Below are 15859 nucleotides of genomic sequence, written 5' to 3'. Positions count from 1 at the left end.
CAGGGGCAAATCATTATGGATATAAGTACTTTCAACGCATTTAAGAGTCGCAATTACCGATTATATTTTACCGGACAATCCGTCTCCCTGATTGGGACCTGGATGCAAAAAACGGCAGTCAGCTGGGTGATTTACGAGAAAACGCATTCTAATTTTATGCTTGGACTGACGCTCTTTGCCAGCTTATTTCCATCATTTGTGTTTTCTTTTCTGGGTGGGGTAGCGGCAGACCGTTATAACCGCTATAAGCTCTTGCTGCTTACTCAGGTGGCTTCGATGCTGCAGGCAGTACTCCTGACTTTGCTGATTTTCTTTAAAGACTATTCCGTTTGGGAAATCATTGCTTTAAGTGCCATGCTGGGAATCATTAACGCTTTCGATGTACCGGCAAGACAATCTTTGGTATATGAAATGGTAGAAAATAAAGCCGACCTGCCCAATGCACTGGCTTTGAATTCTTCTATGGTGAACCTTTCCCGGTTGATCGGACCCGGACTGGCCGGACTTGCTCTCGAGAAATTTGGAGAAGACATTTGCTTTGGGCTAAATGCCTTCAGTTTTATTGCGGTAATCGGCTCTTTATTGATGATGAGGCTGCCAAAATTTACAGCGGCAGCTCATCCAAAGAACATTTTTGGAGAACTTAAAGAAGGCTTTCAATACATCAGAAAAACACCTTCTATCTCTTATGTGCTCATGATGCTGGCATTGATCAGCCTGTTTGTTTTGCCATTTAGTACCCTGATTCCGGTGTACGCAAAAGACATCTTTAAAGGCACAGCGTCTACATTTGGCGTGATCGACAGTGTGATTGGACTCGGTGCTTTTTCCGGGGCAATTTTTCTGGCCTCTCTTAAACCCGGCAGGAACCTGAGGAGAATCCTGGCTATCAGTACCCTCATCTTTGGCGCCGGACTGGTTTTATTTTCGCACAGCACTTATTATCCGGTCGCACTGGTCTTTGCCGCAATATCTGGTTTCGGGATGATGTCGCAGATCACGATCAGCAATACGCTCATTCAGACTACCGTAGATCCGGCAATGCGGGGAAGGGTGATTAGCTTTTATGCGATGGCGTTTTTTGGAATGCAACCCCTGGGTGGGCTGTTGATCGGAACATTATCTCAATTGATCGGAACACCGGATACTGTGATGATACAGGGCTTTATTACCTTGTTAATTGGCTTTTTGCTCTTCCGTTTTCTCCGCAAGGCGAAAGAAAAGAGATTACAGGAGGCAGCAGCGCTTCATCAAAACTAATAGCCTTCCTTGTTGAATTACTGATTCTTTCACTGAGCCAAGATTTCTTCACTGAACTGCTAACTCGTTCGTTGAATCATTAATTGTGATTCCTTGTATCGCTTTTAATCGTTTTTAAAGCTGGAGCTTCTCCTGTATTTTTGTCTTAAATAAATAACAAAACATCATGGAAAAGAAATATCCGGTACCGCCATTTACCTTTGAAACAGCGGTTCAAAAGGTTCAACTTGCTGAAGATGCCTGGAATTCACAGGATCCTGAACGAATCTCTCTGGCGTATTCGCTGGATACAGAATGGAGAAACCGTTCTACGTTTGTAAACGGGCGTAAAGCAGCTCAGGAATTCCTGAAAGAGAAATGGGAAAAAGAGCTGAATTATAAGCTGAAAAAGGAATTGTGGGCTTATACCGACAACAGAATCGCCGTGCGGTTTGAATACGAATGGCAGGACAAACAGGGACAGTGGTTCAGGGCTTATGGAAATGAAAATTGGGAGTTCAATGAAGATGGCTTAATGGAAAAACGTTATGCCAGTATTAATGACCTCCCAATTGACGAATCTGAGCGTCGGTTGTAATTTAGTTTTGGTTGCCGGTCTTTGCCTGGCGCACAGACTGGTTTTCCTTCCCGTTAAAACGGTAAACTACTATTCATATTTAAGTGCATCGATGGTGTTGGTTACGGCTGCTTTATAGGACCGGATGCTGACCGTAATCAGGGTCAGCAGCATCGAGGTCAACATCGCCAATACAAAAGGCCAGATGCTGATTTCTGTGCGGTACGCAAAACCGGACAACCATTTGGATACAAATAAATAAGCAAGGGGCCAGGCGAGCAGATTGGCGATAAATACCATGATCAGAAAGGAACTGTTGAGCATTTTAACCACTTCCAGGGTAGAGGCGCCCAATACCTTTCTGATGGCGACTTCTTTTGTTCTTTGCGAGGCGACAAAAGAAATCAGTCCGAACAAGCCGATGAAAGAGATAAAAATGATCACTCCGGCGAAGACGCGAAACAAAATCCCCATCACACGCTCATTCTCATAATAACCATGAATGGCATCGTCTATAAACTGGGCATGATAAACCTGCTCCGGAAAAGTGCTGTTCCATAAGTTTTCCACCTTTTCCATCGTGTTCAATACCTGCTTGCCATCTATCTTGACGGCGATCCTGTAATAGTTGTCTTTTTCGCTATAAATGGCCAGCGGAGAAATGCTTTGCTGCAGGCTCTGGTCGTTGAAGTCCTTTAAAACCCCTACAATCGCTGCTTTTCTACCATTTTGATCAATGATTTTGCCCAAAACATCTTCAGGTTTTAATACATTGATTTTTTTCAGGAAGGTTTGATTGACCACATAGCCGGAAATCGTATCGCTTTTTCGGAAGGCTTTTCCGGCCACAAATTTCAGCTCAAAAAGCTTAAAGTAATCTTCATCGGCTGCATACAGCCGGAGCTCAAAATCCTTATTCTCTTTTCCGTTGTAAGAGAAATTAGTGGTTTGCATATCCATAGACAAAGGGGCTTTCTGTCCAAAACTCAGCATTTTTACCCCCGGGATCCGTAAAGCCCTTTCTTTGAACGTATCGAATTTCCCCATACTCAGACTATCTCCAGGTACATAAATCATCGCAACTGCTTCTTTATTAAAGCCCAGCGGTTTTTCTCTGATATATTTCATCTGCTGTAAGATGATTAAGGTGGAAATCACAAGGATGATGGTAATTGAAAATTGTACTACTACGAGCACCTTGCGCAGGCTCAGGCTTCCGGAATTGACGGTCACTTTATTTTTTATGGCCAGTGCCGGGCTAAAACCAGACATCACCAGTGCGGGGTAGAATCCGGCAAGCAAGCTAACCAAAGCCACCAGCAAAAGAAGGAAGACGAAAATTACAGGATGTTCAAGCAGGCTGAAAGACATCCTGGCTTTAAACAATTGCTCCATCTGAGGTAAGGCAAATTCTGTTAAAACACAGGCAATGAGCAGAGCCAGGAAAGTGATGCAGAAGGTTTCCGTCAGGAACTGAAGGACCAGCTGCTTGCGCTTACTGCCCATCACTTTACGGACACCCACTTCCTTAGACCTGTTGATCGCCTGTGCAGTGGCCAGGTTAATGAAATTGATGCAGGCAGTGAGGATCAGAAACAAACCAATGATGGCCAATCCATAAATTTCCTTTTTGGTGACGGTCCGCTCGGCAAAATTGCCATATCGATCGCTAAAATGAATGTCCTTTAAGGCTTGCAATGCATTCGTTTGATTGCCTGCTATATTTTTACGTTTATAGTATTTATCGTTGAATTGCTGCAGGGGTTGGTCCAGGTCAGAAAGGGAGACTCCGGCTTTCAGCAAAACATAACATTCTATATTTGAACTTACGGAATCCCATGCGGCCCATTTTTTATTTGGATTATTGGCATTACTGACCACTATATTTAAAGTAAAGCTGCTGTTCCCGGGAAGGTCCTTAAATACGCCGGTAACCTTCAGAATGGTTTTTCTGCCCAAAAAGATGCTTTTGCCCATTGCTTTTTCTGCAGTCCCGAAAAAAAGCTTCGCCGTACTTTCAGAAAGTACCACGGTATTGGGTGCCTTGATGGCCTCCTTCGGCTTGCCGGAGATCCAGGCAATGTCGAAAATATCGAAAAAATCAGGTTCTGTATAGTACACTTCTTTCGACATCTTTACGATATCCTTTCCATACTCATCTTTAATGCGGACCACACCGTTACTTTTTGTAATGGGAGCTACCTTTTCGAATGCAGCAAACTCATTCCTTGCAGCATCAGGGAGCGGAACAGGAATGCCCTGGCTATGATCTTCAAAACTGTTGTACTTCCAGTCGGTCACAAAACGATAGATACGGTCTTCGTTTTTATAACCACTATCAAAACTCAACTGATGACGGATAAAAATGAAAATAAGGATACAGCTCATCATGCCAATAGACAATCCAAGGATATTGATAAAGGCGTATCCCTTATTTTTCCATAGATTTCTGAAGGCAATTTTAAAGTTTAATCTAAACATAGCTCTTGATTTGATTTCCTATAAACGAATCGTATGCCATTTTTAAGTGGGTTGCTATAGTGCTTTAAATAAGCGGATTAACAGTATTGGCTGTTTTTACTGTCCATTAGCGGACAGCTTATGGCCGATAACGCACAGCAACCGGTAGCTATATTGTGACAAGCCACTAGTTATTGTTCTTTGGGCTTCTTTCAAAATTAAGTAATTTTAAGTACTTATAGATTTTTATGAAACACTTATTCTCCGCATTGTTCCTTTCGGCAGCGTCTATATTGCCATTGTCTGCACAACAAACGCAAAAGCCAGTATTGCATGGCCGCAACTGGGTGGCCATTACGGGTAAACCTTTAGCGGCCACAGCAGGGGCAATGACCTTTCAAAAAAAGGGAAATGCCGTTGATGCGGCCTGTGCGATGCTCGCTGCAACCTGCACGATGTGGGATACCTTAAGCTGGGGTGGAGAAACCCAGGTATTGATCTATAATCCTAAAACTAAAAAGGTCATTGCCATTAATGCCATGGGCGTGGCACCAACGGGTGCAACGGTAGATTTCTTTAAAAATAAAGGGTATAACTTCCCCCCGGAATATGGTGCCCTGGCCGCGACTACACCGGGTACACCGGGAGGACTCATCTATATGCTGATCAATTATGGAACCCTTAGTCTGGAACAGGTACTTGCCCCGGCAATGGAAATGGCTGCAGGTTATCCGATCGAAGCACAAGCCGCAAACAGCATGGAACGTGGAAAGGATCTGATCAAACAGTGGCCTTATAGTAAAAAGGTATTTCTGACCCATCAGGGAGAAAAAAGAGAAGCTCCGGAAGCAGGGGAGATCTTTGTACAAAAGGATTTACTAGCCACGCTAACTAAAATGGTGGAGGCAGAAAAAACAGCCCTTAAACAAGGAAAGAATAGGAAACAAGCTTTAATGGCTGCTTACGACCGCTTCTATAAAGGTGATATCGCCAAAGAATTTGTACGTGGTTGCCGGGAGCAGGGAGGCTTGATTACCATGGAAGACCTTGCCAGATGGAAGCCCCTGGAAGAAGAAGCCCTGACCGTAAATTATAAAGGTGTGGATGTCTATAAATTACAGCAATGGACACAAGGGCCGGCAATGTTACAGGCTTTAAATATCCTGGAAAATTTTGACCTTAAAGGAATGGGCTACAATAGCCCGAAATATATTCATACCCTATATCAGGCGATGAACCTTTCCTTCGCAGACCGTGATTTTTACTATGGCGACCCTGCAACCAATCCTAAAGGGCCGATTAAAGGCTTGTTGAGTAAGGAATACGCCAAACAAAGGGCTCAATTGATTCAGTTCGATAAAAACAATCCAGATATCGGTCCCGGAAATCCATATCCATTTGAAGGTAAGGTGAATCCCTACCTGAACCTCCTTAAAAAAAGAGGGTATGAACTGGATACCAACAAAAGAAATTTTGCGCCTAAGCACGATCTTGGTCAACTGAACAATTCGCCGGAGGAGGTGTACCATGAACGGTTATGGGCAGGAACCACCTCTATAGAAGCGGCTGATAAAGAGGGCTGGGTGGTCTCTGTAACCCCAAGTGGTGGCTGGCTTCCGGCTTGTATTGCTGGTGAAACAGGAATAGGGATGAGCCAGCGCATGCAAAGCTTTGTATTGGATTCCACATTGAACCCTTTCAATGTTCTTGCCCCGGGAAAAAGACCAAGGGTAACGCTGTCGCCATCACTTGCATTAAAAGATGGAAAGCCTTTTTTGTCTTCAGCTGTACAGGGTGGAGATACGCAGGATCAGAATTTATTGCAATTCTTTTTAAATGTGACGGAGTTTGGGATGAATGTTCAACAGGCTTCAGAAGCAGCAAATATCAATACCAATCAGCTATGGTTATCATTGGGAGGTACAAAAACGGAAGACCGAAAGCCTAAACCGGGTCAGATTCTGTTAAATAGCAATACTACAGCCACCGCAAGGGAAGAGCTAAAGAGAATGGGATATACCTTAAGTTTTTCTGACCGTACCAGCGGACCAATCAATGCCATTTATTTCGACTGGAAACATGGTAGTTTCTGGGGCGGATCAAGCAACCATGGTGAAGATTACGGCATCGCCTGGTAAACCTGATCTTTTTTACGAAACCGCCCGCTGAAATGAGAATTTCAGCGGGCGGTTTGTTTCCCGAAGGAAACCTGTTTTTTTAGAGATGTGCTTAGCCCTGTTGTAGAATTGCTTTTTCTTTCCCAGCTTCATTTTTATACAGCACCCAATGATTTTGTGCGTCCTTTTGTAGTTTGTAAATTTTATCCGTGGAGATATACACCTCATTTTCGGAAGCGCTAATCACCAATGGGGTTTTAAAGTCCTTTGCAAAAATCTCGACTTGTTTTTTATTTTCAGAGAAGAGGAGGAAAGCGGCCATCGTATCGTCTGTCAGGTCTTTCAACTTGTCTGATAGTTCAAATGGACGTATGCATTCCTGTTTTATGGCCGACCATTGATAACCGGCAGAAGGTTTACAGCCATGCTCATCTTTGTCGCCACCAACCATTACTTTGGCATCCGGATTGACCTGTTGTTGTGAATTGTTTCCGGCCTTTTGACTGTTGCAACTCAATAATGCCATAGAAAATAGCGTAATTGTGAAACTGAGAATTGTTTTCATGTAGGGTTTGGTTTTAAATAAATAGATGGATACTCAACAAATGATGAGCATCTTTGTTTATTAAAGCTAGTGTTAAATTTTGAAAGCTTTCCCTTTTTTGAAGCCCTTAACCCATCCAAGATGAAAGAAAATAAATATGACGATCCCGGTTTCTTTGTCAGCTATGGCAATATGCCACGTTCTGTTGAAGGATTAAATGCTGCAGGGGAATGGCAGGTATTGCAAAAAATGCTGCCTGATTTTGAAGGGAAATCAGTTCTTGACCTGGGCTGTGGTTTTGGCTGGCATTGTATCTATGCGAAACAACAAGGCGCAAAAAGAGTGGTTGGAATTGACCTTTCGGAGAAGATGCTGGAAACTGCGGAAAATAAATCTGTTGGCCTTGATATCGAATACCGTCAGATGGCAATCGAAGACATCGACTTTTCTAAGGAGGAGTTTGATGTCGTGATCAGCTCCCTTGCATTTCATTATGTGAAAGATTTTAGCCTGATCTGCCGGAAAATAAACCATTGCCTTAAACCAGGCGGACATTTTATTTTTTCACAGGAACATCCTGTATTTACCTCCAGGCCTGAGCAGGACTGGTATGTAGATGAGGCTGGAAACCGCTTGCACTGGCCATTAGACCATTATCAGGAGGAAGGAATCAGACGAACAAGTTTTCTCGGTCATACGGTTACTAAATACCATAGGACAGTGGAAACGGTCTTTAATGCACTGATCGATTCCCAATTTCGTTTGAGAAGGATTTCTGAGCCAAAGCCCGCTGAAGAAACATTAATCGCTTATCCGGAGATGAAAGATGAAAAACGCAGGCCGATTTTTTTGATGGTCGCCGCAATAAAAGAACATTAATCAGGCACATTGGAGAAATATTCTCCTTCCGAAAATTAAAAGAAATGGGTTTTGAGTATAAAATAAAGGCTGATTTTACTACCGGACAAATTCAGGAGATTGCTGGCCTGCTGGAACGGAATCCGTATTTTGAAAAAAAATATAGTTTTCAAGGTAAGGAAAACCGGCAATTCAGACATCCGGAAAATAAAGGGCAGATGCCCAACCTGATTGTCATATTTGAAATAGATGGAATCTACATCTGTCAGTTTGCTGCTTCTTTTCTATGGACAGGGTTGGAAGTGCTGAAAAGTTACCTGGACAGCAATGGAATTACTTATATCATCACTGATTATCAGGAATAGAACAAGCTGTTCTCAGTCCGGCGTATCCGGAATTTTATCGCCGGTAAAGCATTGAGCAAAATTACATGATCGCAACAGCAACAGAAGCATCTGAATTTGCCAATAGCCTCCCGATCTATTTTGGGAACCATTCATAATGCCCCATGGGCCATGTTGGGTTTTAGCGCATTTGCATTGGTGATGATGTGAGTTAAAGAGCTCCCGATTTTCGCTAAGCGGCGATTGTAAAACGTTTTAAGGAAGCGGTTGATTTTAATTCTATGATGTAATGACTTGAAATATAGATGTATGTGTCTGTTGTCTGCGTTTTAAAAACAAATTTATTTTTAAAAAGAAATTAAAAACAATTTACAATACATGGGTGTTGTGCAGTACGCTTACTAAAGAATCATACCCTATGAATCTAGTACATTCTATTCCGGTTGAGCAGGTGGGGACTTGCCCGGAACAAATGCATCATGTCATTAGCCTGATCATGCAAAAGAAATTTCATGCAACTGAAATTGGCGATTACTTTCTTGGAAATGTGCTGGTAGATAATCAAAAAGTAATGGTAAGTAATTATGCCAATCAAGTAGAATCGAGGCTCCTGAACCAAAACGATAAAGAAGCACATCGGCTTTGGCTGGCTTACTTTGAATTTTTCTTTCCTCCGGAAGATGATCTTGTCATCGAACCGGACTTGTTTGATGCCATCCGGGAAAAGGAGCATTGGAAGGTTCATTTCTTTTTTCAACGTTTGAGGCCGTCAAAAAAATCGGATTATAAATGGCACTTCTCGACCTCCAGGCTTTGTTGCTCCGCTGAAACATCTTCCGCTAAAACATCCTCCGCTGAAACAGAAGTTTCTCCGATATTGTTTCATTATGCTTTTGAGCTGAACATCTCCGGCTGCGGATCAGAAAGCCTTGAAGAAGCAGATTATGCGCAAAAATACCATAGCCGCTTTGAATTGTTAAGCAAAAGGGAAAAAGAGATCATCAAGTTGATTGTGGAGGGGAAAAGCAGTTGTGAGATCTCCATGATCCTGTACATATCTACGCATACGGTTAACAATCACCGGAAGAATATCATTAGAAAGCTGGAAATAAATAACCTCTGTCAGCTTACGAAATTCGCCATGTCATTTCATATCATTTAATCAAAAGAAACCATCATGATCTTACAAATCAATACCCGCATCCACTTAGGAATTGCGGGTATCTTTTTTGATACAAATGACTAATGGTAGCTATTGTAGTTACCCCAAAACTTGCGGAGCTTTAATCTGATAATTATTTAGCCATGATTGACAAGACGCTCCAATTGTTAAAATCAGAACTGACCAGTTACCTTATTGCTAAGGGCGACAATGCTGCGAATGTCATCATTGACAATATCGGTTTGTCGGAAACAGCAAGTGGCACCAGTCTGACCGATAGCATTGTCATCAGTCTGGTCAACATTGAAGAAGAAAGCACCCTCAAAAATCAATCTCCTTTAAAACGTTTCCCTTCCGGAACGGCGATTTATGAAAATGCCCCGGTCTACTTAAACCTGTACGTGCTATTGAGCTGTAATTATTTTGGCGATGGCTATGTCCTGGCACTCAAAAGACTTTCTGCTGTGATCCGTTTCCTGCAGAGCAAAACCTCATTCGCTTCTGCGAGTTCGGGAAGCGGAGGATCAACAGATCCCAGCGATACCGAAGACCTTACCTTTACCATGGAACTATATACACTCACTTTCGAGCAGATCAACCATTTATGGGGCTCACTGGGCGGACGACAGGTTCCTTTTGCCATGTATAAACTCAGACTGGTAGCCATCTCTGAACATGCTACCGTGAGAGAAGTACCGTTGATCGAAGAAATAGAAACCAATATATCCACTTTATCCGGGCACAACTGATGAATACGGTTTATAAGATCTTATTTGAAATGCGACTGCTGCATGAATTTTATCTGACAGATAAAGAGGGGAAGAGCATATTTGATTTTCCCGCACAGGCCGACCGGTTGAACTTTTTAAAGCAACGCTTTGATGGCGATGCCGAAAATATAGAAGATGAAATTGCTTTTGAGATACCCGAAAAAACCAAGGTACTGTTTGATAATTATCATTTGAAATTAATCCCTGCTTATGCCGGATTTAAAGTAGCCGTTCAGGTAATCTCTAAGAAATTACCTGGAGGAACGGTTGTTTATGAACCTAAGTTTACTTTACCCGATGATTTGTGTATCTCCGTCTTGGCAGTTAAGAAAAGTCAGCGTCTGGATGGTTTTACGAATGCTAAAATGGAAAGAGTTTTGCCGGCTGTTTATTACTTCTCTAATGAGAATACCGTGACGGGGCCAAGAGTTTTTCCTTTTTTATCTGCCGATATTACCGCGTTTGATGCAGGTGCAACTTACGAACAGGGGGAGCTGACCAAATTCGCGGCCAATGACTACCGGGAGTTTTATAAAGACGATGCCGATGCGGTACAATGGATTTCCTTGTCCGGCAAGGCCTTTGCCAATGAAAATGACAGGTTGCTATTGCCGCTCAACTTCTATTATGCCTTCCCAAAAGGCAGTGCAGTTACCAAAGCAGACTTCCTGCTCAAAGATAAAGATGGGAATACCATCGATAAATATCAGTTTAAAGGAAGCCAGCCCTTTCGTAAAGTTCAGCTGGCCATAGATCCTAAAAAAGTATTACAGATTCCGGCCGCTGCAATCACAGATAAAATGGTGTATAGCCTCAAGGTAACCGGAAACGGAGGTTATAACAAAACCCATAAACTCCTCTTTTACCAGGATGAACAGGAGATCAGGGACAGCCTCGCGCTGATTGTAATGAAAGTGAAAACATCGGTACCGGCGTATAACCTGATCGACAATCTTGGCCGTCTGATCACGAGGAAACAACCTGATCAGACCGTAAACCCGCTTCCGCCGGTATTTGAGCTCAATTTTAAAAGCAAACCGTCCTTTTGGCGTTACATCAATAACCGCAGGAAGAATTTGAAATCAGGTCTTCATCCGGATTTTCTACTCTACAAAAATGGGGCACTCGTTGCTAAAAAGCCGAGATCGCTGACCTATAGCCAGACCTTATTTCGTAAGCCCGATAACAGCTTGTATTACCTGCCCAACCCAGAACCTTATCAGACTTTAACCTTTGAAAATAATAAACTGTATAGTGATATCATGGTGCAGGAATCAACCCTGTTTCCATTGGCACCTTAATCTAAAAATGTATTTAAAATTTTAAACTAAATAACATTTGTTATGCAAGATTATAAAACTCCGGGAGTTTATATTGAGGAAATTCCGCATCTCCCACCTTCTATTGCATCAGTAGAAACAGCTATTCCGGCATTTATCGGTTATACCGAAAAAGCGCAATGGAAAGAGACCGATGACCTGAAAAATAAGCCCTGGCGCATCGAATCCCTGTTGCAGTATGAACAGTTTTTTGGCTACCCTGATCCTGAAAAGGAAAGCCTGACGGTCGTTTTTGATACCACTGCCGGTAAAAATGAGGTGAATGGGAAGATTGACGAAACGAAGCGGTCTAAATTTCTCATGTATTACTCCCTGCAGCTGTTTTTCGGAAACGGTGGAGGGGCCTGCTGGATCACTTCTGTAGGGAATTATACGGATACCGGAGGGTTGGTGATGGCGGCAGACTTGTCGGCCGGACTAAAACAGGTGGCTAAAATTAATGAGGTTACCTTACTGGTCTTTCCGGATTCGGTTAACCTGGCAACGCTGACAGATTATTACGACATCCATACCCAGGCGATTCAGCAATGTGTAGAGCTGCAGGACCGGTTTACCGTTTTGGATGTTTACCATGACGTGGCCAATCTGGAAGAATGGGAACTGGATATCAAGGCTCTGCGTGATACCTTATCAGGCCCTACCGATTTTCTGAAATACGCTGCGGTATATTTCCCGAAAATATATTCAGGAGTCGATTATAACTATAAAGTAGTCGGAGATCAGTCTAAAGACAACGATGATCTGGTTAAAATAACAGGCATTGCCGGCGTAACGAAACTCTCTGAGTTGCTGGCGACAAAAAATGCACAATATTTTCAGGCTAAAAGTGCAATTACGAATATCCAGATGTTATTGCCTGTTTCTGTGGCGATGGTTGGGGTATATGCACAGGTGGATAATGCGCGCGGCGTATGGAAAGCACCGGCGAATATCAATATTGCCAATGCCATCCGGCCGCAGTACCTCGTTACGCATAGCGAGCAAATGGGGCTCAATGTAGATGCTCAGGCGGGTAAATCCATCAATGTGATCCGCTCTTTTGCAGGCCGTGGACCGGCCATCATCTGGGGCGCGAGAACATTGGCCGGAAACGACAATGAATGGCGTTATGTGCCGGTAAGACGCTTCTTCAGTATGGTCGAAGAATCTGTGAAAAATGCAACGGAACAGTTCGTCTTTGAACCCAACGACCGCAATACCTGGGTAAGGGTGAAATCGATGATCGAAAACTACCTGACCCAGCAATGGAAATCAGGCGCACTGATGGGCGCTTCCACTAAAGAAGCCTTTTTTGTACACATCGGACTTGGGGAAACGATGACAGAGCTCGACCTCTGGGAGGGAAGGATGATCGTCGAAATCGGTATGGCCGCTGTTCGTCCGGCAGAGTTTATTATCCTCAGGTTTATGCATAAAATGCTGGCTGAGTCTTAATCATCGAATTGTTATTTATTGAACTTAAATCTATTGTCATGTCTATAGAAAGCTCAGGTTCTCGGGAACCACAAAATGGGAATTGCAATGATGCAGAAGCAGAGACAGCAACACAAAAGACGATCCACCTGCTGAAGGAGGACTACTGCAAAAGGCTGAAAGGGAAGGTCGCTGAGCTCGGTGAAAGCGAGCTGACCTACGATGGTGCGGTAATGATCTACCAGAAAAGGAAATGCGCTTTTGTGAAAACTGAAAAAAACTACCTGCTGGTCAGGAACCTGGAACTCAAAATCGGGGTGGAGCTGATCACGGCTTCAGACGAAATAAAGAAAAATGTAACTGCTGATATCGCTCAGAATGACGCATTGGTGCTTGCATTAAAAGCGGTAGTGAAAACGGCAAAAGAAGCGAAAGCAAAGTTTGGAGAACTGAGGGAAGCCGCAGGGAAACTGGATGGCTGCAGAAAGGACAGCTGCAGCGCAGTGCAAATGAAAATATTAGGTTGCAGCGAGGGCGACGATTGTAATGACCAGACGAAACAGGAAGATTCGGCCAGAAGACCAGACCCATGTCGCAATGTTTGTCAGATTCTGGACGATCTGATTACGATACCAGATGGCCTGAGCCAGGATATTGACATCATCTTTAATTCTGCTGCCGAAATTGTAGGCATTCAATCTTTTTCCAATATCAAATCCCTGGAGAAATTTCAACAGGATTTTGCCGCCAACGCGAAAGCGTTTGACGACCTGATTCTGGCGCAAACCACTAACGGAGGACTAAGCCTGAAAAAGGCACAGGAAGATTTTGTGCTGTCTACCAAAACGGTTACCCAGTCTGGTTATGCCTTGTATAACAAACGCAATGAGGTGGGCACGCTGGATGAAACCAAAGATTACCTGTGTGACCATGAATGTAAATGCATTGCCGGTTGTGGCTGTGATGGCGAGAAAGGCGACGATGACAACAGGCTTAAAAAATGTAAATGCGACATCTGCGATATCTGTAAAGAGGTTACGGAGGTCTATTCCTGTGAAAACCCTTCAGATAATTCATCCTGCGATTAAGCCTTGATGGGCTGGCGCTAATTTGTTAAATCATTAAAATCACTACTATGTTAGTCTACGATAAAATATGCAACATTGACAGAGATATATTTGATTGTTGTCATAAAAATCCAGGAAATGAGACCCCTGGAGGGGATTGTTGTTATGATGCCTGGGTAAAAGATCTGGTGCAGGTTACGGCCGACTGGAAGCAGGCTAATGCAGATGCCCAGAATAAAGAAACAGAATATAACCTGACCGTTGAAGAGCTGGAAAGGCTTAAAGGATGGTGGTCGGATTGGGAAGCAACAGATGAAAAAGCCGATGCGCTTTGTCGCCAGTTAGAACTGTTTACCCTGCACCTCTGTAAGGTCTGCATGGTGACAGAGAAAACGAACGATGCCATTGAAATCCTGTTCTGTATGACGGAAGACCTGTATATCCGCGTGGATAAACTGAAAGCTTCTTATGATAAGCTGATTCAATGCATCCAATGCCTGAAAAGACCGGAACTGGCACCAGGAGTAGGGATCATGAAGTGTATTGAAAATTACGGGGCGAAACTCGATGCGGTGATCCTGACCCGGGATGTCCTGATTACACAGATTGTAACCGCGCTGGAACTTGCCTATGGCATGCACCTCAGCATCTGCGAAGATTATGGACTGAAAGAAGTGATCCTTTACTGGAAGAAGAAATTCAATTGCGGAGGTACCTGTGGCGAGCAGCCTAATCCTAACCCTTATCCGCAGCAGCAGGCTAAAATTGAACATAGCGGATATGCGAAAGAATGTTGCTGCCTGGAACCACGTATCTCTTTACCAATAGATGAAGATGAGTATTTCATCCACCTGGAAAATGACTATAAAAAATTAAAGAATGAGGTGGTTCAGCTTAAAAAAGACCTCGATGCAGCAAAAGAGAAAAGAGATGCTTTATTATCCTGCAAGCAAAGTCTGGAGAAAGCAATTGAAGAGGTGAATCCTGCAAATAAGTGTAAATAAATACCATAAAAATAAAACCTACCATTATGGCAACGGATCCTAAAAAGAATTATCCTCTTCCTAAATTTCATTTTCAACTGGATTGGGGAGGAACAAGAATCGGGTTTACAGAAGTAAGCGGACTTGATTTTGAAACGGAGGTAATTGAATACAGGGAAGGCAGCAGCCCGACTTACAATAAAACAAAACAACCAGGACTTACCAAATATGCGAATGTGGTCCTGAAAAGGGGAACCTTTCTCGGCGATTTCGAGTTTTTTGAACAATGGAAGAAAACAATGATGTTCCAGGAAGGAAAGGAGCAGTTCAGGAGGGATGTCACGATCCGCTTGCTGGACGAGGAACATCAGCCGATCATTTCATGGACATTGTCCAGGGCCTGGCCTTCAAAAGTGCAATCCACCAATCTGAAATCGGATGCCAATGAAGTAGCCATCGAGACGATAGAGCTGGTACATGAAGGGTTGTCCATCGTAGAGGCGAAAAAATAAATCCAGCAGAACCATGGCCGATCAAACTTATCAAACCGTCAACTTTCATTTTGCAGTGAATTTTGAGCTGCAGGGCGCGAAATCTGTAGATGTGAAATTTCAGTCTGTAACAGGCTTAGATGCCACCATCGATACGGAAACCGTAAAAGAAGGTGGGGAAAACAGATTTGAACATGTGATCCCTACCCGGCGTAAGTATGGCCCGCTGATTTTAAAACGCGGACTGCTCGCACCGGGGACTTCAGGCCTTACAGACTGGCTGAAAAAGGCTTTTGACGACCAGATTTATGAAACACTGGAGACCGTTGTCATCAGCCTGCTGGACGAACAGCATCAAAGTCTGATGCATTGGAAAATTAACAATGTATGGCCGCGAAGCTGGAAAATCGCCGAGCTGAACGGAACGAGAGGGGATGTCCTGATCGAAACCCTGGAACTGAATTATAACCGTCTGATCTTTCAAAAATCATAAT

The 15859-nt window shown here is 43.4% G+C and carries 15 protein-coding genes; 13 read left to right on the top strand and 2 right to left on the bottom strand.

Annotated features, from left to right (window positions below; all coding sequences use genetic code 11):
• Window positions 1–15 precede the first annotated feature (15 nt).
• A complete protein-coding gene (locus BLQ87_RS30800) occupies window positions 16–1260 on the top strand; it encodes an MFS transporter (protein ID WP_074612749.1) in 1245 nt (414 codons plus the stop codon).
• Window positions 1261–1426: 166 nt separating this feature from the next.
• On the top strand, window positions 1427–1837 hold the full coding sequence (locus BLQ87_RS30795) for a nuclear transport factor 2 family protein (RefSeq protein ID WP_074612748.1): 411 nt from the start codon (window positions 1427–1429) through the stop codon (window positions 1835–1837).
• Window positions 1838–1906: 69 nt separating this feature from the next.
• On the opposite strand, the gene BLQ87_RS30790 is transcribed toward BLQ87_RS30795, so the two are convergent.
• Entirely contained in the window at window positions 1907–4297 is a 2391-nt protein-coding gene (locus BLQ87_RS30790) for an ABC transporter permease (RefSeq protein WP_074612747.1), read from the bottom strand.
• A 227-nt stretch (window positions 4298–4524) separates the two neighbouring features.
• Between BLQ87_RS30790 and BLQ87_RS30785 the strand changes: the two genes are divergently transcribed.
• Window positions 4525–6414, top strand: coding sequence for a gamma-glutamyltransferase family protein (locus BLQ87_RS30785; protein ID WP_074612746.1), 1890 nt, complete (start codon window positions 4525–4527; stop codon window positions 6412–6414).
• A 91-nt stretch (window positions 6415–6505) separates the two neighbouring features.
• On the opposite strand, the gene BLQ87_RS30780 is transcribed toward BLQ87_RS30785, so the two are convergent.
• Window positions 6506–6958: a hypothetical protein gene (locus tag BLQ87_RS30780; RefSeq protein WP_074612745.1), complete on the bottom strand. Its 453-nt coding sequence runs from the start codon at window positions 6956–6958 to the stop codon at window positions 6506–6508.
• Window positions 6959–7078: 120 nt separating this feature from the next.
• Here BLQ87_RS30780 and BLQ87_RS30775 point away from each other — a divergent pair, with 120 nt between their 5' ends.
• The 10 genes from BLQ87_RS30775 to BLQ87_RS30730 all read left to right on the top strand — a co-directional run bounded on the left by BLQ87_RS30775 (window position 7079) and on the right by BLQ87_RS30730 (window position 15858).
• Window positions 7079–7816, top strand: a complete 738-nt coding sequence (locus BLQ87_RS30775; RefSeq protein WP_074612818.1) for a class I SAM-dependent methyltransferase — start codon at window positions 7079–7081, stop codon at window positions 7814–7816.
• 44 nt (window positions 7817–7860) lie between these two features.
• Window positions 7861–8160 carry a hypothetical protein gene (locus BLQ87_RS30770; protein WP_074612744.1) on the top strand — a complete coding sequence of 100 codons (300 nt, stop codon included), beginning with the start codon at window positions 7861–7863 and terminating at the stop codon, window positions 8158–8160.
• Window positions 8161–8557: 397 nt separating this feature from the next.
• Complete coding sequence (locus BLQ87_RS30765; RefSeq protein WP_074612743.1) at window positions 8558–9301, top strand: response regulator transcription factor; 744 nt, start codon at window positions 8558–8560, stop codon at window positions 9299–9301.
• Window positions 9302–9444: 143 nt separating this feature from the next.
• Entirely contained in the window at window positions 9445–10050 is a 606-nt protein-coding gene (locus BLQ87_RS30760) for a Pvc16 family protein (protein ID WP_074612742.1), read from the top strand.
• Window positions 10050–11372 carry a hypothetical protein gene (locus BLQ87_RS30755; protein WP_074612741.1) on the top strand — a complete coding sequence of 441 codons (1323 nt, stop codon included), beginning with the start codon at window positions 10050–10052 and terminating at the stop codon, window positions 11370–11372. Before BLQ87_RS30760 ends, BLQ87_RS30755 begins: the two co-directional genes overlap by 1 nt.
• Before the next feature lie 42 nt (window positions 11373–11414).
• Complete coding sequence (locus tag BLQ87_RS30750) at window positions 11415–12845, top strand: phage tail sheath family protein (protein ID WP_074612740.1); 1431 nt, start codon at window positions 11415–11417, stop codon at window positions 12843–12845.
• A gap of 38 nt (window positions 12846–12883) precedes the next feature.
• Window positions 12884–13912, top strand: a complete 1029-nt coding sequence (locus tag BLQ87_RS30745) for a hypothetical protein (protein WP_074612739.1) — start codon at window positions 12884–12886, stop codon at window positions 13910–13912.
• Window positions 13913–13959: 47 nt separating this feature from the next.
• Window positions 13960–14895: a hypothetical protein gene (locus BLQ87_RS30740; RefSeq protein WP_074612738.1), complete on the top strand. Its 936-nt coding sequence runs from the start codon at window positions 13960–13962 to the stop codon at window positions 14893–14895.
• A 26-nt stretch (window positions 14896–14921) separates the two neighbouring features.
• A complete protein-coding gene (locus BLQ87_RS30735; protein WP_074612737.1) occupies window positions 14922–15386 on the top strand; it encodes a phage tail protein in 465 nt (154 codons plus the stop codon).
• Window positions 15387–15399: 13 nt separating this feature from the next.
• On the top strand, window positions 15400–15858 hold the full coding sequence (locus BLQ87_RS30730) for a phage tail protein (RefSeq protein WP_074612736.1): 459 nt from the start codon (window positions 15400–15402) through the stop codon (window positions 15856–15858).
• Window position 15859 lies beyond the last annotated feature (1 nt).

This window comes from Pedobacter steynii (assembly GCF_900103665.1).
GTDB lineage: Bacteria > Bacteroidota > Bacteroidia > Sphingobacteriales > Sphingobacteriaceae > Pedobacter > Pedobacter steynii.
The sequence above is the reverse complement of the archived record's forward strand: the minus strand, read 5'-3'. Positions and strand labels throughout refer to the sequence as shown.